Genomic DNA, 18593 nt, shown 5'->3' on the forward strand with positions numbered 1-18593 from the left:
GGGTGCCGCGGGGGCGGTGAGCTGGGCCATCTTTCCTTTTATCCGCTCGTAATTGCAAGTCATGTGCAACTACGAGCCAGGGGCGCACAACGGCGCCACCCCCGCTCCGGACCCGCTCCCGCAAAAGGACCGATCGGAAAGGTTCCTGACGGTTCGTGGGCCGAAATCCTTGACCCGGGCGAATGGTCCAGTCCAATCTAGGTGACGCGCTCACCCCAGGCGCGCAGGCTCCCACCTGGTCCCCACGGCCGCCGCACCTACCGGACAACCCCACTTCTCCGGAGGTTCCTCCATGCTTGAACGGGCCACGCCCACCACCGAACCGACCCCGCGCCGGGCCCCCTCCCGCCGCCGCGCCGGCGCCCTGGTGGTGGCCGCCGCGATGACGGTCGGCTCCACCGCGCTCGCGCTCTCGCTCGGTTCCGCCTCGGCGGCCACCGTCAACCTGCTCGCCAACGGCGACTTCGAGTCCGGCACGCTGAGCGGCTGGACCTGCACCAGCGGCTCGGTGGTCACCACCCCCGTGCACGGCGGCTCCTACGCCCTGAACGGCAACGCCACCGCCGCGGACACCGGCCAGTGCCAGCAGACCGTCACCGTCCAGCCGAACACCAAGTACACCCTCTCCGGCTTCCTCAAGGGCAGCTACGTGTACCTGGGCGCCACCGGCACCGGCGTCAACGCCTCCACCTGGACGCCCGGCGCCACCAACTACACCCAGCTGAGCACCACCTTCACCACGGGCGCGTCGACCACCTCGGTGACGGTGTTCACCCACGGCTGGTACGGCACCGGCGCCTACCAGGCGGACGACCTGACCCTGACCGGCCCGGACGGCGGCGGCAGCTCCAGCCCGTCCCCCTCCACCAGCACCGGCACCAGCGCCTCGCCGAGCCCGTCCGGCTCGACCTCGGCCTCGCCGAGCCCGTCCAACTCCACCTCCCCCAGCCCGTCGAACTCGACCTCCCCGTCGCCGTCCGCGAGCTCCAGCTCGGGCACCGGCAACGGCCCCTCGGGCGACGGCAAGATCACCGTGCCGGGCGGGGTGGCGGTCACCAAGGCCACCTCGAACGCCGTGGTGCTGAAGTGGAACGCCTCCACCGACTCCACCGACAACTACGTCGGCTACAAGGTGTGGTCGAAGGGCCAGCTGGTCGGCACCTCGATGGGCACCACCATCGCCGTCTCCTCGCTGCTGCCGAACACCTCGTACACCTTCACCGTGCAGGCGTACGACAAGGCCGGGCACGCCTCCCAGCAGTCCGCCGCGGTGAGCGCCACCACCTCCGCCGCGCCCGCCGCCAAGCCGCTCAAGTCGGCCTACTTCGACCAGTGGTCGGTCTACGACGCCGCCTACTACCCGAAGAACGTGGACACCTCGGGCGCGGCCGGCAAGCTCGACGTGATCTCCTACGCGTTCGAGAACATCCACCCGACCAACCTCAACTGCTTCGAGGCCGTCAAGGCGTCCGACGCCAGCCACGAGGACAACCCGAACGCGGGCGACGGCGCGGCCGACGCGTACGCCGACTACCAGATGGACTACTCGAACGCCATCTCGGTCGACGGCTCGGCCGACGACTGGCAGCAGCCGCTGAAGGGCAACTTCAACCAGCTGCGCCAGCTCAAGGCGAAGAACCCCAACCTGCGGGTCACCCTCTCGCTGGGCGGCTGGACGTACTCCAAGTACTTCTCCGACGCGGCGGCCACCGACGCCTCGCGCAAGAAGCTGGTCTCCTCCTGCATCGACATGTTCCTCAAGGGCAACCTGCCGACGGGCGTGGCGGGCGACGCCTCCGGCGGCGCGGCCACCGGCGCGGGCATCTTCGACGGCATCGACATCGACTGGGAGTACCCGGGCTCGGCCGGCGGCCACACCGGCAACCACTACTCCGCGGCCGACAAGCAGAACTTCACCGCGCTGCTCGCCGAGTTCCGCAGCCAGCTCGACTCGTACGGCGCGAGCGTCGGCAAGAAGTTCCTGCTCACCGCGGCGCTGCCGTCCGGCCAGGACAAGATCCAGTACATCGAGACCGACCAGATCGGCAAGTACCTGGACTACGCCGACATCATGACGTACGACATGCACGGCTCGTGGGACGCCACCGGTCCGACCAACCTCCAGGACCCGCTGCACGACAGCCCGGCCGACCCGACCACGCCGATCGCCCCCGGCACCGCCAAGTACAACGTGGACACCACGCTGGCCGCGTACACCACCGGCCTGCCCGAGTACGGGATCAAGGGCGGCTTCCCGTCCAACAAGATCATCCTCGGCATCCCGTTCTACTTCCGCGGCTGGACCGGCGTCCAGGCCGGTGACAACTACGGCCTGTACCAGAAGGCCACCGGCGCCACCCCGGCCAAGCCCGGCAGCCAGGAGGCCGGCCTGGCCAGCTGGCGCGAGCTCGCCCTCACCGCCCAGAACACCCACTGGGACCCGGTGACCGAGAGCACCTGGGTCTACGACGGCACCAACTTCTGGACCGGCGACGACCCGAAGGCCATCCAGGCCCGCGCCGCGTACGCGAAGAACAAGGGTCTGGGCGGCATGTTCGCCTTCGCCCTGGAGAACGACGACGACAACTCCACCCTGCTCAACACCATCTCCACCAGCCTGGGCTGACCCCTCCCCGGACCGGCGGCCCGCCGCACCTTCCCCATGGGTGCGGCGGGCCGCCGCCTTCTCAGCCCGGGCCCGCGCCGCAGGCGGGTTGGGGTGTGCTTGGGGCCGCCTTGGCCAAACCGTGAACCTGCTGGGAGCCGACTGTGAGCTTCGTGAAGGCGTACCTTACGATCATCGGGTGCCCAGCCTGACCGGACTTCCGCTGCAGATCATCGCCGTCCTGGCGGCCGTCGCCGCGTTCGCCGCCACCATGTGGCTGTGGCCCCGGCTCGGCGGGCGGGGCTGGCGGTCCTGGCTCGGCCGGATCGGGGCGTTCCTCGGCACCCAGGTCGCGGTGCTGGTCGCCATGGGGCTGGTCGCCAACTCGTACTTCGGCTTCTACTCGACCTGGAGCGACCTGCTCGGCCTGGACGGCAGCCCCGGCACCGTGGTCGACCACCAGCCCGGCGGCAAGGCCGTCTCGGTGACCGGCGAGCAGAAGATGTACTCCGCGCAGGGCTCCGCCCAGGACCGCTCCGGGGTGATCCAGAAGGTGGAGATCCACGGCACCGGCACCGGCCTGACCGGCACCCCCGCGTACGTCTACCTGCCGCCGCAGTACTTCCAGCCCGCCTACGCGAACAGCCGCTTCCCGATGGTGCTGGCGCTGTCCGGCTACCCGGGCACCCCGGAGAAGCTGATCTCGCTGCTGCAGTACCCGGCGTCCACCCTGAAGGCCATCGAGGCCAGGGAGCTGCCGCCCACCGTGCTGGTGATGATGCGGCCCACCCTGGTCGGCAACCGCGACACCGAGTGCATGGACGTCCCGAACGGCCCGCAGGTGGAGACCTTCTTCACCGAGGACCTGCCGAAGGCGATGTCCGCCTCCTACCGGGTCGACGACCGGCCCGAGTCGCGGGCCGTGATCGGCGACTCCACCGGCGGCTACTGCGCCGTCAAGTTCGCGGTGCGCAAGCCCGACGCGTACCGCGCGGCGATCTCGCTGTCCGGCTACTACGAGGTGCACAACGACCCCACCACCGGCGACCTGTTCGGCGGCAGCGACCAGGTCAAGCAGGACAACGACCTGCTGTGGCGGCTGCGCAACCACCCCGCCCCGCCGGTCTCGCTGCTGCTGGCCACCAGCCGCAACGAGGAGAACTACCAGCCCACCCAGCAGATGGTCGCCGCGTTCAAGGCCCCGACCCGGGTGTCCACCATCACCCTGGACAGCGGCGGCCACAACTTCCACACCTGGACCCGCGAGATCCCCCCGGCCCTCACCTGGCTCGGCACCCGCCTCGCCCCGCCCACCCCGGCCCCCGCGGCCGGCTGACACCGCGTCAGACCCCGCGCGGCAGCGCAGGTCCACCCGTACGCCCGGAGATTAGAGCGGCCTCATAGCCCCCTCTCATCAACCTCTCAGCCTCGCCTCCGAGCGTATTGCCCATGACCACGTCCAGTTCCGTTCCTCCGACCAGCGAGCCGTGGCCCGACGCCGCGAACTACCCGCCACCGGCGGTCGCGGCCGACGCCGCAGCCGGGCCGACCGCGTGGCCCGAGGCGGCGCCGCTCCCGCCCGCCGGGGCCGAACGCGAGCGGCCCGCTGAGACGCTGTTCCCGCCCGTCGCGCTGCCCCCGCCGGCCCGAAGGGCCGAGCCTCCTGGGCCGGCCGGCTGCGCACCCTGCCCGCCCGCACCTGGCGCGGACGCCCGGACGACCCGCGGTGGGTGCGTCCGGCGTTCCTCGGCCTGCTGCTGGCGACGGCCGTCCTGTACTTCTGGAACCTGACCGCCTCCGGCTGGGCGAACGCCTTCTACTCGGCCGCCGTGCAGGCCGGCTCGGTCAGCTGGAAGGCGATGTTCTTCGGCTCCTCGGACTCGGCGAACTTCATCACCGTCGACAAGCCGCCGCTGTCGCTGTGGCCGATGGCGCTCTCCGCCCGCCTGTTCGGCCTCAGCTCGTTCAGCGTGCTGGCCCCGCAGGTGCTGATGGGCGTCGGCACGGTCGCCACCGTGTACGCGACGGTGCGCCGCCGCTTCACCCCGCTGGCCGGCCTGGTCGCGGGCGCCGCGCTGGCGCTCACCCCGGTCGCGGCGCTGATGTTCCGCTTCAACAACCCGGACGCCCTGCTGGTGCTGCTGCTCACGCTGGCCGCGTACGGCACCGTCCGGGCCACCGAGACGGCCTCCACCCGCTGGCTGGTGTTCGTCGGCGTGATGTTCGGCCTGGGCTTCCTCACCAAGACCCTGCAGGCGTTCCTGGTGCTGCCCGCGTTCGCCCTGGTCTACCTGGTCTGCGCGCCCACCAACCCGGGCCGCCGCTTCCTCCAACTGCTGTACGGCACCCTCGCCATGCTGGCGGCCGGCGGCTGGTGGGTGGCGATCGTCGAGCTGATGCCGGCCTCCGCCCGCCCGTACATCGGCGGCTCGCAGGACAACTCCTTCCTCTCGCTGACCTTCGGCTACAACGGCTTCGGCCGGATCACCGGCGACGAGACCGGCTCGGTCGGCGGCGGTGGCGGCCGGGCGGGCGGCGGTGGCGGTGGCATGTGGGGTTCCACCGGCATCACCCGGCTGTTCGACGGCGACATCGGCGGGCAGATCGCCTGGCTGATGCCCGCCGCGCTGATCCTGCTGCTCTTCGGCCTGTGGGCGACCCGCCGTCACCCGCGCACCGACTCGGCCCGGATCGGCTTCCTGGTCTGGGGCGGCTGGCTGCTCTCCACCGCGCTGACCTTCAGCTTCATGTCCGGCATCTTCCACCAGTACTACACGGTGGCCCTCGTCCCGGCGGTCGCCGCCCTGGTCGGCATGGGCGCCGACGGCCTGTGGCGGGCCCGCCACCGCCTCCCGTACGCGGCCGTGCTGGCCGTCACGGTCGCCGTCACCGCCTGGTGGGCGCACCAACTGCTGGGCCGCAGCTCGCAGTTCGTGCCCTGGCTGCGAAACGCGGTGCTGATCGGCGGCGTCCTGGCCGCGATCGCCCTGCTGCTGGCCGGCCGCATCCCCGGCCGCCCCGGCCGCCGGATCGCCACCGTCGCGGGCCTCACCGCGCTGGCCGCCGGCCTGGCCGGCCCGGCCGCGTACGCCCTCGACACCGTCTCCACCGGCCACAGCGGCTCCATCGTCACCGCCGGACCGGCCGTCCGGAGCGGCGGCTTCGGCGGCCGGGGCGGCTTCCCGGGCGGCGCAGGCGGCTTCCCCGGCGGCAACCGCAACGGCGGCCAGAACGGCACCTTCCCGGGCTTCCCCGGCACCGGCACCGGCACCGGCGGCACCAACGGCGGCGGCATGCCGAACTTCCCCGGCGGCACCCGGAACGGCACCGGCACCGGCAGCACCGGCACCTTCCCGGGCTTCCCCGGCGGTACCGGCACCGGCAGCACCGGCGAGAGCCGGGACGGCCGCACCGGCCGCGGCGGCTTCGGTGGCGGCATGGGCGGCGGCGGCATGGGCGGCCTGCTGAACGGCGCCCGGGTCTCCTCCGAGGTGGCCGACCTGCTCAAGCAGGACGCCGGCAAGTACACCTGGGTCGCGGCCGCCGTCGGCTCGCAGAACCAGGCCAGCTACCAACTCGCCAGCGGCGAACCGGTGATGGCGCTGGGCGGCTTCAACGGCAGCGACCCGTCGCTCTCCCTCGACGGCTTCAAGCAGCTGGTCAAGGAGGGCAAGGTGCACTGGTTCATCGGCGGCGGCGGCTTCGGCGGCATGGGCGGCGGCAGCATGGGCGGCTCCAACTACTCCTCGGAGATCACCTCCTGGGTGGAGTCCACCTACACCGCCAAGACCGTCGGCAGCACCACCCTGTACGACCTGACCGCGGCGCCCAAGTCCCCCGGCCTCTGACCGGAGACCGGCGCGCCCGCCCCGGAAAGCCCCCGAGGCCGTCCGGACTCCCCACCCCCGGGGAGCCCGGACGGCCTCGGGCCGTCGGCTCAGGGGGCGAGCGGTCCGATCTCCCCCGCGAAGACGATGACCTGGTCGATGAGGCTCCGCCGCAGGTGGACCACGTCCGTCCCCACCAGGCGGGGACCGCCGTCCGGCGTGGTGAAGACCCACCGGTACCGGGCCCACTCGTCGGGCACGTCCACCGCCGAGCAGCGCGCCATCGTGCCGGTCCCCGCCGGGTGGTGCCGGATGTCCAGCACGAACCGCTCGACCGCCGCGATCCCTTCGCTGCGTCCCAGCGGCCCCCAGAAGACCACGTCCGAGGTCAGGGCCTGGGCGAGCAGAGCCGCGACGTAGCTGTCGTCCGAGGCGTTGAACGCGGAGATGAACGTGTCGATCGCGGAGCGTGCAATCTCTTCCTGCATGTCCTAGTAATACCAGCCGTTCCGGGCGCGCCCGGCTCCCCGCCTCAGCCGCCGCACAGCGCGAGCATGGTCTTCTTGTCGGCGGGCGTCACCGGCAGTTGGTACTTCAGCGACACCTGCGCCCAGCGGATCGCGTACGAGCAGCGGATCTCAGTGTTGGCGGGCAGCCAGGTCGCCGGGCCGGCGTCGCCCTTCGAGGCGTTCTGCGAGCCGTCGGCGGGGATCAGGTTGAGCGGGTCGTTGGCGATCTGCACCCGCTTGGCCTTGTCCCACTGCGAGGCGCCCTGCTGCCAGTCGTAGGACAGCGGCATCACGTGGTCGATCTGGATCTTCGACGGCTGCTGCTTGGTCCACTGCACGGTCTTGCCGGTGTACGGATCCCAGATGGTCATCGCGGTGACCACGCAGGCGGAGCCGTCCTTGTGCTCGACGCCCTTGCCGTCGCGGGCCAGCACGTCGTCCCTGGTCCCGCAGTTGTTGTGCCCCATCGGCACGCCGTCCACGTTGTCCGTCCAGGCCGGTCCGAACTGGTCCCGGTCGTAGCCGGTCTTCGGGCCCGGGTCGGCCGTCTTGACCTGGGCGATCAGGTCGCGTCCGGCCTTCTTGTCGGCGTCGGCGGTGACGGGCGCCAGGCCGGGCTTGGTGCCGTCCGGGTTCTGCAGCGGGTTCGTGCCCTGCGACACCGCCCCGGAGCCGGAGCCGGAGCCCGCACCGCCCGAGGGCCCCTTCTTCGCACTGGTGCACCCGGCGAGGGCCAACGGGGCGAGCAACAGGACGGCGACTGCGGCGGTACGGCGGGAGCGCACGGTGTTCCTCTGCGGCTGGGCGACTCTGACGGCCCACCAGGAGACCAGCCCCGCCCCGCCGGGTCAAGCCGTTCGGGCCGCAGCATGACCCACCTCACAAAACGGGCAAATATCGTCCCGCCGCACGCCTGACCCGTTCCCGCTCCGCCACCGACCGAAGATCACCGGTCACCGGCCCCGGCGCCCCAGCCCTCGGCCCCCGTCACCGGTCGCCGACCCCGGCGCCCCGCCCCCGGTCACCGGTCACCGGTCGCCGAGCAGCAGCCGTTCCAGCGCCTCCCGGGCGCGGGCGTCGGAGCGGGCCCGGGCGGTGAGGGCCGCGGCCAGCTCCCGGGTCCACTCGTCGAGCGGCACCGGCCGCCGCGACAGCACCACGCCGCGCACCACCTGGCACACCTCGGCCACCGCCCGCCCCCCGGTGACGGTCAGGCTGAGCCGCTGCCCGTCGGTCGAGACGTCCAGCCGCTCGATCCGGCCTGGCCGCCCGGCCATCCGGTCGGCCAGGCCGCGCCGGCGCCCGACCGTCACCGCGTCCGCCGGGAGGGCGTCCGCGAGCGCGCCGGCCAGCACCCGGGTGTACGCCTCCAGGTCGGCGGCGTCCCGGCGGAGGGCGGCCGTCAGCAGGTCGATCGAGCCCTCGTCCGGGGCGGCCGGTTCGAGCTGGCCGTCGGTCATGTCACTCCTCGGTGCGGTCGGTCGGCGGGTGCGCCCGCGCTGTCCGCAGCGAGCCTACGGGTCCGGGGCGCGGCGGCGGTCCGGGCCTCAGCCGTCCAGGCTCAGCACCATGGTGGGCCGTTCGATCTCGTGGTCCTCGCGCAGCGGGCGGACCGCGGTGCCGATGGCGAAGAACTCCGTGGTGTGGCCGCCCCAGCGGTGGTTGTGCGCGTTGAGCTGCACCCCGACGATCCCCTCGGCGCCCAGCGCCTCGGCCTCGGCCTGCATCCGGGCCATCGCCAACTCGCGGGCGTCGTACAGGGCCTGGGTGAACGGCTCGATCTCCACGTTCTTGCCGAGGTTGGAGAAGACCGAGCTCATCTTCTGGTGCGCGATGTGGTAGACGCAGGTGCCCATGGTCATGCCGAGCGGCGCGTAGCCGGCCCGGATCAGGGTCCAGAAGTCCTGGCCGGAGAGGTCGGAGGTGAACGGCTGGCCCTTGTTGTTGCGCCAGTCGGTGCCGCCGGGCGCGGGGTGGTCGGCCTTGACGGCGGTGCCGATGGCGATGAACTCGGCGATGTCCGCGCCGAAGTCCCGCGCCTCCACGCTCAGCCGGACGCCGACGATCCCGTCCGCGCCCAGGGTCGCGGCCTCGGCCTCCATCCGGGCCATCGCCAACTCGCGCGCGTGGTACATGGCCTGGCTGAGCGTCTCCAGCTCCTGGTTCTTGCCCCAGCGGCCGAGCTGGATCCCGACGTGGTAGATCGAACTGCCCAGGACCAGCCCGATCGGCCGGAACCCGGCCTCTCGGACCAGCAGGAACTCGTTGACCGACAGGTCGCTGGTGAAGATCGAGCCCGGCTTGCCGGGCTGCAACTCGGCGAGCCGCCGCATCGCGTCGGCCGGCACGCCCTGCGCGGTGGGATCGAAGGTGTTCATCCGGTCAGTCTCCCCATGGCTGTGCTGATGTGACGTGCGGCGCTGGTGCGGTGTCAGGCGCCGGTATGGCGTGCGGCGCTGGTGCGCGGTGTACGGCGCCGGTGTGGCGTGCGGTCCGGTGGGGGTCCGCCGCTACCGGCGGGCCGCCTGGGCGAGGCGGCGGCGCAGCCGGTCGCCGTCGCCGTTCAGCGGCATGACGGTGAGGGTGCGCGGCCGGGCGGGGGCGGTGGCGAAGCGGACGACGGCGGTGCCGACCAGGGTGCTCTCGGTGATGTGGTCGGTCTGCTTGTCCCTGGCCAGGCAGGGTTCCTCCCAGACCCGCAGGCCGTGGTCGGCGAGGATCACGCCCCGGCCGCCGCAGCGGGCCGCCTGCCGGCGCAGCTGGGCCCGGGCGTCGGCCCGGACCTGCCGGACCAGGTCGGTCCAGCCGTCCACCTCCTGGTTGGACCAGGAGAACCGCTGCAGGCCGGTCCGGTAGTCGTCGTGGCGCACCCCGACCGACATGCCGACCAGCAGGCCGACCGGCACCCAGCCCGCGGTGATCAGTTTGGCGAAGCCCGCGCCGTCCAGGTGCGAGGTGAAAGGGCGGTACGGGCGGACGTTCCCCGCGGCGCGGACCGCGGTGCCGATCACCTTGAACTCCAGGCAGTGCGGCGCGGCCGGGAACGGAGCCATCGTCAGCCGGGCCGCCACCACGCCGTCCCCGCCGAGCGCGGTGCACTCGGCGGTCATCCGGCCCAGTGCGGCGCGCCGGGCGTCGTCCAGCACCTGCACCAGGGCGGCGGAGGGCGCGCCCTGCCCGGACAGGGCGACGGGCGCGGGGTTGCCGCCGTTGAACCACCCGCTGCGGTAGCCGCAGGCGTGGTACCCCCAGTACTGGCCGCTGCGGCCGACCCGGTAGACCGCCGACCCCATCACCTGGCCGACCGGCTCGAACCCGACCGACCTGATCGCGGCGAACTCGCCCGTGGACAGCGCCGACGACCACGTCCCGCCGTCCCGCCCCTCGGCGACCCGCGCCGCCGCCACCGGCGGCAGCCCCGCACCGTCCCAGGCCCCCGTCATGCCGCCCACCCCCGTCCTGCGGCCCCGCCGGTCCGACACCGGGGCCCGTCCGGGCACCCTACGCCCGGCTGCCGGCCCGGCGACAGCAGCCCCCCGGCCCCCGTCCCGGCCCGGTCTACAGCCGGCGGTCGAACCAGGCCCGGATCCGCCGCAGGGCGTCGAGCCGGTGGGCGCGCTCCTCCAGGCCGTGGCCCTCGCGGGGGTAGACGACGAGCTCGTGCTCGACCCCGAAGTGGCGCAGGGCGCGGTGCAGGTGGACCGCCTGGCCGAGCGGGACGTTGGTGTCCTGTTCGCCGTGCAGGATCAGGACCGGGGTGCGGATCGCGGCGGCGTACGAGATCGGGCTGTTCCGGTCGTGCGGGTGCGGTCCGGGGCCGTCCCACCCGGTGCTGCCGCCGAGCGCCGCGTCGAGCGTCCCCCAGTCGCCGGTCCCGGCCTGCAGGCCCCAGTCGCTGATGCCCGCGCCCACCAGGGCGGCCCTGAACCGGTCCGAGCGGGCGACCGCCCAGGCCGCCAGGAAGCCGCCGTGGCTCCAGCCGGAGATCCCCAGCCGCTGCGGGTCGGCGACGCCCTGCGCCACCAGCAGGTCGATCCCGGCGAGGACGTCGGACCACTCGTCGCCGCCGACCGCGCCCGCGGCCGTGGCGGCGAACGCGTGGCCGTGCCCCGAGCCGCCCCGGGGGTTGGGCAGGAAGACCGCGTACCCGGCGGTCGCCAGCCACTGGCCGCAGTCGACCACGGTGAGGGCGAACGCGTCGGCGGAGCGGGCGTAGGGGCCGCCGTGGACCAGGGTGACCAGCGGGAACGGGCCGTCCGCCCGGGTCCGGCCGGCCGGCAGCACCAGCAGGCCGTCCAACTCCGGCCCGTCGGGGGCCCGGTAGCCCAGGCGCTCCTGGACGCCCCAGCGGATCCCGCGCAGTTCCGGGCGGGTGTCACTGAGCCGGACCAGCGCGCCGCCGGCCGGTCCGGCGTGGACGTTCCCGGGCTCGTACGCGGTGCTCGCCAGCAGGGCGACGGTGTCCCCGGAGCGGCTCGCGGTGAGGCCGGCCAGCAGGCCGGGGGCCGAGGACATTCGGCGGAACCGCAGCGGCCCCGGGTCGAGCCGGTGCAGCGCGGTGTCCAGCCCTTCGGCGAACAGCGCGAGCGGGGGGCCGTCCGCGACCTGCACCAGCTCGGCCGGGCAGACCGGCAGGCCCTCGGTGAGGTTGCGGTGGCCGGTGGCCGGTCCGGTCGCCGGCGGCACGGTGTCGAGCACGGCGAGCCCGCCGACCAGGTGCCCGGGGGTCACCGCCAGGTGGGCCAGGTGCCAGGCGCCGTCCCGCTGCCACCAGACCGGGGAGCTCGCCTCGGACCCGACCGGCCCCAGGTCGTGCACGGTCCCCGACTCCGGGTCGACCAGGTGCAGTTCCGCCGTCCCGGCCCCGGGGTCGACCTCGGGGGTGGGCCGGCTCAGCACCGCCAGCGGGCCGCCGTCCGGGCGCTGGGCCAGCCCGACCACGTGCCGGTCGCCGAGGCCGGCCACCGTGCGCAGCCCGCCGCTCTCCAGGTCGAGCAGGCGCAGCCGGGCGACGGGGAGGTGCCGGCCCCAGACCTTGGCGTCGTCGCGCTCGGCCGCGCGGCGCTCGTCCTCGGCGGTGGGTTCGTCCTCGGCGAGCAGGGCGACGGTGCGGCCGTCGAGGAGCGGGCAGTGGTCGGCGACGCCGCCGCGCCACCCGGCCAGGACCTCCGGCCCGACGGCCTGCCCGCCGCCGTCCGGGCGGACCCGCTGGAGCCGGGTGGTGCCCGACTCCTCGTGGTCGGCGGTGAAGAGGACGGCGGACGAGTCCGGCGCCCACTTCGGGGCGGGGCCCGGGGCCGTGCCGTCGGCCAGCCTGCGCGGCGGCGTGCCGCCGTCGGCGGCCGCGACCCAGAGGAGGCGCGCGGACGCCCGTCGCCGCCGGTGCCGACCACCGCGTAGGCGACCAGGCGGCCGTCCGGCGAGAGGGCCGGTGCCACGGGGACGGCGGCGTCCACCACCAGTTCGGCCGTCAGCTCGGTCGTCAGCTCGGCCGTCAGCTCGGCCGTCGGCTCGGTCGTCGGCTCGGTCGTCGGCTCGGTCGGCTGTGGTGCGGGATGGTGGTCCGGCATGCGGGCTGCCTCTCACTCGTCAGGACGGCACCCGGACATCCTGACCCGCCGCCCGCCCGGCGTCAGCCGGAATTCCGGCCGTCGCCCCGCACCCGCCAGCGGGACGCACGCCGCCGACCGCCCCCCTCCCCCGCCTTCAGCCGCCGATCGCCGACATCGGCCGGTCCGGCCGGACGAAGCCCTCGTCGCCGATCCGGTGCCCGGGCGCCTTGCGGGCGACGCAGTCCCGCCAGGCCCGTTCGATCCGGGCGTCGTCGGCGCCGCCGCGCAGCAGGGCCCGCAGGTCGGACTCCTCGGTGGCGAACAGGCAGTTGCGCAGCTGGCCGTCGGCGGTGAGCCGGACCCGGTCGCAGCCGCCGCAGAACGGGCGGGTGACGGAGGCGATGACGCCGACCACGTGGTCGGTGCCGGCCAGCCGCCACTCCTCGGCGGGCGCGTTGCCGTGCCGGCCGACCGGGACGAGGCGCCAGCGGGCGGCGAGGACGTCGAGGATCTCGTCGGCGGTGACCATCGCGGCGCGGTCCCAGGCGCCCTGGGCGTCCAGCGGCATCGATTCGATGAACCGCATCCGGTAGCCGCCGTCGACGGCGAACTCGACCAGGTCGACGAGTTCGTCCTCGTTGACGCCGCGCACCGGCACCGCGTTGACCTTCACCGGCGCCAGCCCGGCGGCCCGGGCGGCGGCCAGCCCGGCCAGCACGTCGGGGAGCCGGTCGCGGCGGGTGAGCGCCGCGTACCGCTCGGGGCGCAGGGTGTCCAGGCTGACGTTCACCCGGTGTAGTCCGGCCTGCTTCAACTCCGTTGCCCGCCGGGCGAGTCCGATGCCGTTGGTGGTGAGCGAGAGTTCGGCGCCGAGGCCGGCCAGCCGGGCCACCAGGCCGGGCAGGCCGCGGCGCAGCAGCGGTTCGCCGCCGGTCAGCCGCAGGGTGCGGATGCCGAGGCGGTGGACGGCGATGCCGGCCAGGCGCAGCAGTTCGTCGTCGTCGAGGGTCTGGTCGCGCGGCAGCCAGTCGAGCCCTTCGGCGGGCATGCAGTAGGTGCAGCGCAGGTTGCACCGGTCGGTGAGCGAGATCCGCAGGTCGGTGTGGACCCGGCCGTACCGGTCGGCCAGCGGTGCGGGGGCGTCGGCGGGGGCGTCAGTGGTGCGCGGTGCCATGGGGCCAGTGAACGGGGGCGGCGGGGGGCCGGTCCAGGGACGGAACGGCCGGGAGCGGTGGCGGCCGGGCCGGTGCGGCCTGTCGGATCGTCCAAGGCGGCCGGGCGGGGGTCGGGGGCAGACTGGCGGGCATGGCGGAACTGCGGGTGCCGGCCCTGGTGCTGGCGGCGGGCGGCGGGTCCCGGCTGGGCGGGCGTCCGAAGGCGCTCCTCCCCTACCGGGGGCGGCCGCTGCTGGAGCACGCGCTGGCGACGGCCCGGGCGGGCGGCTGCGCCGGGGCGGTGGCGGTGCTGGGCGCGGCGGCCGCCGAGGTGCGGGCCCGGGTGGACGTTGCCGACGACTGTCGACTCGTCGACAATCCCGACTGGCCCACCGGCATGGCCTCCTCGCTGCTCGCCGGCCTGGCCGCGCTGCCCCCGGGCACGACGGCGGCGCTGGTCCTGCTGGTGGACACCCCGGGCGTCACCCCGGAGGCGGTCCGCCGCCTGCTCGCGGCCCACACCGGCCCCGCCGACCTCGCCGCGGCCGCCTACGCCGGCCGCCGGGCCCACCCGGTCCTGATCGGCGCCGCCCACTTCCCCTTTCTCCGCGCCACCGCCACCGGCGACGCGGGCGCCCGCCGCCTGCTGGCGTCCCGCCCGGTGGCCCTGGTCGACTGCACGGGCGCGGCCGTCCCGGACGACCTCGACACCCCGGCCGACCTCCCCCGCTGGGGCATCGCCTGACGCGGCGCCCGGCCCCCGCCGAGCGCCTCGACTGACGCACCGTCAACTTCCGCCCCCGGCACCCGCGGCGGCCGCGTGCGCCCCCGGCGCGCGACCGTTCGCGCACCTTTTCCCCACCTCAACTCCGCTGGAGGAATCCCTCATTCCGGGCCGGGCGGGGCGCCGATCGGCCAGGATGGAGTCCTACCCCTCCCGAGCTCCGCCTGCCGAGCTCCACCTCCCGATCCGAACGGACGGTGACCGCCATGCCGCTGCCCGAGGACGCCGCCGACGCCGCCCGCGCCCCGGGGCCGACCGGTTTCCCTCCCGGTTCGCCGTCGGGGGCGAGCCACCTGCGCTGCCCGGCCTGCCGGGCCGAGCACCGGTACGAGCCGCCGAGCCTGCCGTGCCCGTGCGGGGCGCAGCTGCGGGTGCCGCTGCTGCGCGGCGGGGTGCCGGTGCAGGTGCGGTTCCGGTCCTGGGAGGACTCCTGGCTGAGCATGCGCTGCCCGCACTGCGGGCGCAGCGACCAGTGGCCGCAGCCGGAGTTCACCTGCGACTGCGGGGCGACGGTCCGGCTGCCGGTGGACCGGGCGCCGCGGCTGCAGGGCGCCGGTCCGCGATCGGCCCGCCCGGTGGAGACCGCCCGCCCGTACACGACGGCGGTGCCGCCGGTCGCGCCGTCCGTGCTGCCGGACCCGCCGGCCGCGGGTTCGGGCCCGGCCCGGGCGCTGCGTCCGCCGTTCCGTCCGCAGCCGGTCAGCACCCCGCAGGACGCGGTGCTGACGGCGGCCCGCTACCTGCAGTGGCTGGGTTTCGCCGATCTGGAGCTGACGCCGGGCCAGGAGCGGGACTCGACCACCCTGCTGGGAGGCCGGATCGTGGCCCAGGTGGACACCTGGACCGAGCCGGCCGACGTCAAGGCGGTGGAGTGCCTGTGGCTGGAGACCCTGCACAGCGAGGACGTCGCGGCCGCCATGTTCACCGTCTCCGGCTACTCCCGGCAGAGCGTGGTGCGCGGCGAGCAGCTGCTGGTCGCGCTGTTCACGCTGGACGCGGCGGGCATCCCGCAGCCGTCGAACGGCGCCGCGGAGGCCCTGATGGAGACCGGCTGGACGTCCTGACCGGGGCCGCCACCGCCTCCTGACACCCTCCGACGCCTGCCGGCCGGGACCGGTCCGGCGCCCTGACGCCGCGTCGGCCGCGCACCGTCCGGATCGGGCCGTTCCGGATTTCCTCGCGCTCGTGATCTGGTGCACAAGCTCCCGCGCGTGTTGAATTGCCGCCACGACGCGGGCCCTTGGGGAGGGCCGGCGGGTCGCTGCATGGCGCGCACAAGGAGGTGGCGTTGTCGGTGCACGGGACTGCCCCGGGGGGCATGGCGGACGTCGTCTGGCGGCTGAGATCGCGCGGCTGCTGGCAGGACGCGGCCGACCTGCTGCGCCCGCAGGCCGGGCGGGACCCGGCCGCGGCGCTCCAGCGGGCCGAGCTGCTGATCGAGCAGTGCCTGTTCACCGCGGACCACTGGGAGCGGGCGGAGGACGCGCTGCGCCAGGCGGAGGCGTCGGTGGCGGGCATCGAGGCGCGGGCGGCGGCGTCCTGCGCCCGGGGGTTCCTGGCGTACGTGGCGAGCGTGCTGGGCCGCCGGGACCGGTTGGACGAGGCGCAGGCGGCGCTGGGGCGGACGTCGGCGCTGCTGGCGCCGCGGGCGGCGGGCCGTCCGCTGCTGGACTTCCGGCGCGGGCTGGTGGCGGAGAACCTGCTGCACGACCCGGCGGCGGCGCACAGCGCGTACGCCCGGGCGCACGAGGGGGCCCGGGAGCGCGGGGACGAGCTGCTGCGGTCCTCGACCTGGCGGCACCTGGCGGGGCTGGCGCAGGCGGCGGGCGACCGGGAGCGGGCCCAGGCGGGGTTCGCGGCCTCGCTGCGGCTGCGCGAGGAGCTGGGTTTCACGGTGGGGGTGGCGCCGGCGCTGGCCTCGCTGGCGGAGGTGTCGGAGCCGGCCGAGGCGGAGCGGCTGCGGGCGGAGGCGGCCCGGCTGGTGCAGGCGCTGGGCGGGGTGCCGGTGTGGCTGGCGAGGCGGTTGGCGCAGGTCCCGGCGCAGCCGGGTCCCCCGGACGGCGGCGCACCGCGCGACCTGCGGCACGACATCAGCTAAGGTGAGCCTTACCTGCCCGGGCCGAGCAGCAGCCCGGGCAGGTCCACCTCGCCGTGCCCGGGCCCGCCCCCGGGAGCACCACCAGGGAGCCCGCGTGACCGCCCACCAGGTCGAGCAGTGCCCCCCGTCCCTCGACTCCCTTCCCTGCCGGGGCAGTTGGCTGCGGCTGGGCCGGTCCTTCCCGGACCTGCGGATCCACCACGCGGCCCCGCGCACCGGCCCGGGCTGGACCACCGCCGCGGCGCTGGCCGGGGATCCGGCCGCGCTGGCGGCGATGGTCGCCTTCGACGAGCGGCTCGGCCTCGACCTGTACGGCGCCCCGACCCGCCCGGACGTCACCGCCGGGTTCAGCCTGCACCGCTACGCCTGGCCGGTCGCGCTGGCCTTCACGCTGCCCTGGCTGCTGGAGCGCCGGGTCCCGCTGCTGCCGCCGTCCCGGGTCTCGATCAACCGCACCACCGGGGAGCTGACCGCCCGTCCGGCCGGCTTCCACTGCCTGCCCGACGACCCGGCGGCCGGCCGCCCCGGTGCGCTGGTGGTCCCGGACCGCCCGGCGCTCGACGCCGCCCTGCGCACCGCGCTCGCCGAGCACTTCGCGCCGGTCCTCGACTCCTTCCGCCCCCTGGTCCGGCGCGGCCCGCGCACCCTGTGGGCGCTGGTCACCGACGACGTGGTGGACGGCCTCTGGTACGCGGCGGGCCTGCTGGGCGAGGAGCCCGCGGCGGTGGCCGCGCTGGAGGCGCTGCTGACCGGGGACGCGGCGGCGGCCCCGTTCGTCGGCACCCCGGGCTTCCGCGCCGGGGGCGGCGGCCTGGCCAGGACCAGGGTCAGCTGCTGCCTGTACTACACGGTGCGCCCGGCCGAACTCTGCGTCAGCTGCCCGCGCGCCAAATAGATCTGACAATAATTCATTTCCGGGGGATATCCCGGCGGAAATTCCCCCCTATCGGGGTAATGGCCCCGATCCCGCCTTGATCGCCGATTTTCTCCGCCATGATGGTCCCCGCCATCACGATGCGGAAAGCGAGGCTTGATCAGGTCATGAGACTGTCGGACATACCGCTTGGCTGGGCCGTCGCCGGTACGGCCGCCCTGGTGGTCGCCGTCGCACTGCTGGCCTTCGCCCGCAGCCGCACCACCGGCTCCGCCCCCGCCAACAGCGGTGCGGACTCCTCCTGGGAGCGCGCCGAGGAACGCCGCCGCCGCACCGAATCCCTCTACGGCGGCGCCTCCTACCTGCTGCTCTTCTGCTGCGCCGGCGTGGCCGCGGCCCTCTCCTTCCACGGGCTGGTCGGCTTCGGCGTCCAGAACCTCGGGCTCTCCGGCGGCTGGGAGTACCTCGTCCCGTTCGGCCTGGACGGCGCGGCGATGTTCTGCTCGGTGCTCGCCGTCCGCGAGGCCAGCCACGGTGACGCGGCGCTCGGCTCCCGCCTGCTGGTGTGGCTGTTCGCCGCCGCGTCCGCCTGGTTCAACTGGGTGCACGCCCCGCGCGGCGGCGCCCACGACGGGGCGCCGCAGTTCTTCGCCGGGATGTCGCTCTCGGCGGCCGTGCTGTTCGACCGGGCGCTGAAGCAGACCCGGGTCGCCGCCCTGCGCGAGCAGGGCCTGGTGCCCCGCCCGCTGCCGCAGATCCGGGTGGTGCGCTGGCTGCGCGCCCCGCGCGAGACGTACGCGGCCTGGTCGCTGATGCTGCTGGAGGGCGTGCGCACCCTGGACGAGGCGGTCGAGGAGGTGCGCGACGACAAGCGGACGGCCGCCGAGAACCGGGAGCGCCGCCGGCTGGCCTCCCGCCGGGAGCGGGCCGAGATCCGGGCGATCGGCCGCCAGCCGGGCAGCGGCTGGCGCCACCGCGCCGCCCGCCAGCTCGAACCCGCCGCCGCCACCCTCCCGCCCGCCCCGACGGAGCCCGCCATAGCCCCCGCCGGCCTGCCCGCCACCCCGGCGGCCCACCGCAGCATCGACCTCACCCCGGAGGAGGACACCGTGACGCTGCCCCGGCTCGACTCGCTGGAGCAGAAGCTCAAGGACCTGGAGCAGCAGTTCGGTTGACGGTCCTGACGGGGC

General features: G+C 74.8%; 15 protein-coding genes. 8 read left to right on the forward strand and 7 right to left on the reverse strand.

Features of this window, described 5'->3' with window-relative positions:
- Positions 1-292: 292 nt before the first annotated feature.
- The 3 genes from OU787_RS06700 (at position 293) to OU787_RS06710 (ending at position 6453) form a co-directional block, all read left to right on the forward strand.
- Positions 293-2626 (forward strand): glycosyl hydrolase family 18 protein, encoded by a 2334-nt coding sequence (locus tag OU787_RS06700; RefSeq protein ID WP_268658830.1) that lies wholly within the window; start codon positions 293-295, stop codon positions 2624-2626.
- Positions 2627-2804: 178 nt separating this feature from the next.
- A complete protein-coding gene (locus OU787_RS06705) occupies positions 2805-3941 on the forward strand; it encodes an alpha/beta hydrolase (protein ID WP_268658831.1) in 1137 nt (378 codons plus the stop codon).
- A 394-nt stretch (positions 3942-4335) separates the two neighbouring features.
- Positions 4336-6453 (forward strand): ArnT family glycosyltransferase, encoded by a 2118-nt coding sequence (locus OU787_RS06710; protein WP_268658832.1) that lies wholly within the window; start codon positions 4336-4338, stop codon positions 6451-6453.
- 89 nt (positions 6454-6542) lie between these two features.
- Here OU787_RS06710 and OU787_RS06715 read toward each other — a convergent pair whose 3' ends face one another.
- The 7 genes from OU787_RS06715 to moaA all read right to left on the reverse strand — a co-directional run bounded on the left by OU787_RS06715 (position 6543) and on the right by moaA (position 13667).
- On the reverse strand, positions 6543-6920 hold the full coding sequence (locus OU787_RS06715; RefSeq protein ID WP_268658833.1) for a nuclear transport factor 2 family protein: 378 nt from the start codon (positions 6918-6920) through the stop codon (positions 6543-6545).
- Positions 6921-6964: 44 nt separating this feature from the next.
- On the reverse strand, positions 6965-7726 hold the full coding sequence (locus OU787_RS06720) for an HNH endonuclease family protein (protein WP_268658834.1): 762 nt from the start codon (positions 7724-7726) through the stop codon (positions 6965-6967).
- A gap of 243 nt (positions 7727-7969) precedes the next feature.
- Complete coding sequence (locus tag OU787_RS06725) at positions 7970-8401, reverse strand: hypothetical protein (protein ID WP_268658835.1); 432 nt, start codon at positions 8399-8401, stop codon at positions 7970-7972.
- A gap of 87 nt (positions 8402-8488) precedes the next feature.
- On the reverse strand, positions 8489-9319 hold the full coding sequence (locus OU787_RS06730; RefSeq protein WP_030461526.1) for a heavy metal-binding domain-containing protein: 831 nt from the start codon (positions 9317-9319) through the stop codon (positions 8489-8491).
- Positions 9320-9451: 132 nt separating this feature from the next.
- On the reverse strand, positions 9452-10384 hold the full coding sequence (locus tag OU787_RS06735) for a heavy metal-binding domain-containing protein (RefSeq protein WP_051817193.1): 933 nt from the start codon (positions 10382-10384) through the stop codon (positions 9452-9454).
- Between the two features lie 115 nt (positions 10385-10499).
- Positions 10500-12527: a S9 family peptidase gene (locus OU787_RS06740; protein WP_268658836.1), complete on the reverse strand. Its 2028-nt coding sequence runs from the start codon at positions 12525-12527 to the stop codon at positions 10500-10502.
- 120 nt (positions 12528-12647) lie between these two features.
- A complete protein-coding gene (moaA, locus tag OU787_RS06745; RefSeq protein WP_268658837.1) occupies positions 12648-13667 on the reverse strand; it encodes a GTP 3',8-cyclase MoaA in 1020 nt (339 codons plus the stop codon).
- A 131-nt stretch (positions 13668-13798) separates the two neighbouring features.
- Between moaA and OU787_RS06750 the strand changes: the two genes are divergently transcribed.
- The 5 genes from OU787_RS06750 to OU787_RS06770 all read left to right on the forward strand — a co-directional run bounded on the left by OU787_RS06750 (position 13799) and on the right by OU787_RS06770 (position 18578).
- Positions 13799-14392, forward strand: coding sequence for a nucleotidyltransferase family protein (locus OU787_RS06750; RefSeq protein WP_268658838.1), 594 nt, complete (start codon positions 13799-13801; stop codon positions 14390-14392).
- 245 nt (positions 14393-14637) lie between these two features.
- Positions 14638-15495 carry a hypothetical protein gene (locus tag OU787_RS06755; RefSeq protein ID WP_232795049.1) on the forward strand — a complete coding sequence of 286 codons (858 nt, stop codon included), beginning with the start codon at positions 14638-14640 and terminating at the stop codon, positions 15493-15495.
- A gap of 254 nt (positions 15496-15749) precedes the next feature.
- A complete protein-coding gene (locus OU787_RS06760) occupies positions 15750-16529 on the forward strand; it encodes a hypothetical protein (RefSeq protein WP_051817195.1) in 780 nt (259 codons plus the stop codon).
- 94 nt (positions 16530-16623) lie between these two features.
- Entirely contained in the window at positions 16624-17424 is an 801-nt protein-coding gene (locus OU787_RS06765) for a (2Fe-2S)-binding protein (protein WP_268658839.1), read from the forward strand.
- A 146-nt stretch (positions 17425-17570) separates the two neighbouring features.
- Positions 17571-18578, forward strand: coding sequence for a DUF2637 domain-containing protein (locus tag OU787_RS06770; protein WP_268658840.1), 1008 nt, complete (start codon positions 17571-17573; stop codon positions 18576-18578).
- The last annotated feature ends 15 nt before the right edge of the window (positions 18579-18593 follow it).

Origin of the sequence: Kitasatospora sp. YST-16 (genome assembly GCF_026802215.1) — a bacterium.
Classification (GTDB): domain Bacteria; phylum Actinomycetota; class Actinomycetes; order Streptomycetales; family Streptomycetaceae; genus Kitasatospora; species Kitasatospora cineracea.

Bases quoted from the DNA above. Each gene is read 5' to 3' on its own strand.
- OU787_RS06700 (WP_268658830.1), top strand. From the start codon at position 293: ATGCTTGAACGGGCCACGCCCACCACCGAACCGACCCCGCGCCGGGCC.
- OU787_RS06715 (WP_268658833.1), bottom strand. From the start codon at position 6,920: ATGCAGGAAGAGATTGCACGCTCCGCGATCGACACGTTCATCTCCGCG.
- OU787_RS06725 (WP_268658835.1), bottom strand. From the start codon at position 8,401: ATGACCGACGGCCAGCTCGAACCGGCCGCCCCGGACGAGGGCTCGATC.
- OU787_RS06730 (WP_030461526.1), bottom strand. From the start codon at position 9,319: ATGAACACCTTCGATCCCACCGCGCAGGGCGTGCCGGCCGACGCGATG.
- OU787_RS06735 (WP_051817193.1), bottom strand. From the start codon at position 10,384: ATGACGGGGGCCTGGGACGGTGCGGGGCTGCCGCCGGTGGCGGCGGCG.
- moaA (WP_268658837.1), bottom strand. From the start codon at position 13,667: ATGGCACCGCGCACCACTGACGCCCCCGCCGACGCCCCCGCACCGCTG.
- OU787_RS06750 (WP_268658838.1), top strand. From the start codon at position 13,799: ATGGCGGAACTGCGGGTGCCGGCCCTGGTGCTGGCGGCGGGCGGCGGG.
- OU787_RS06755 (WP_232795049.1), top strand. From the start codon at position 14,638: ATGCCGCTGCCCGAGGACGCCGCCGACGCCGCCCGCGCCCCGGGGCCG.
- OU787_RS06760 (WP_051817195.1), top strand. From the start codon at position 15,750: ATGGCGGACGTCGTCTGGCGGCTGAGATCGCGCGGCTGCTGGCAGGAC.
- OU787_RS06770 (WP_268658840.1), top strand. From the start codon at position 17,571: ATGAGACTGTCGGACATACCGCTTGGCTGGGCCGTCGCCGGTACGGCC.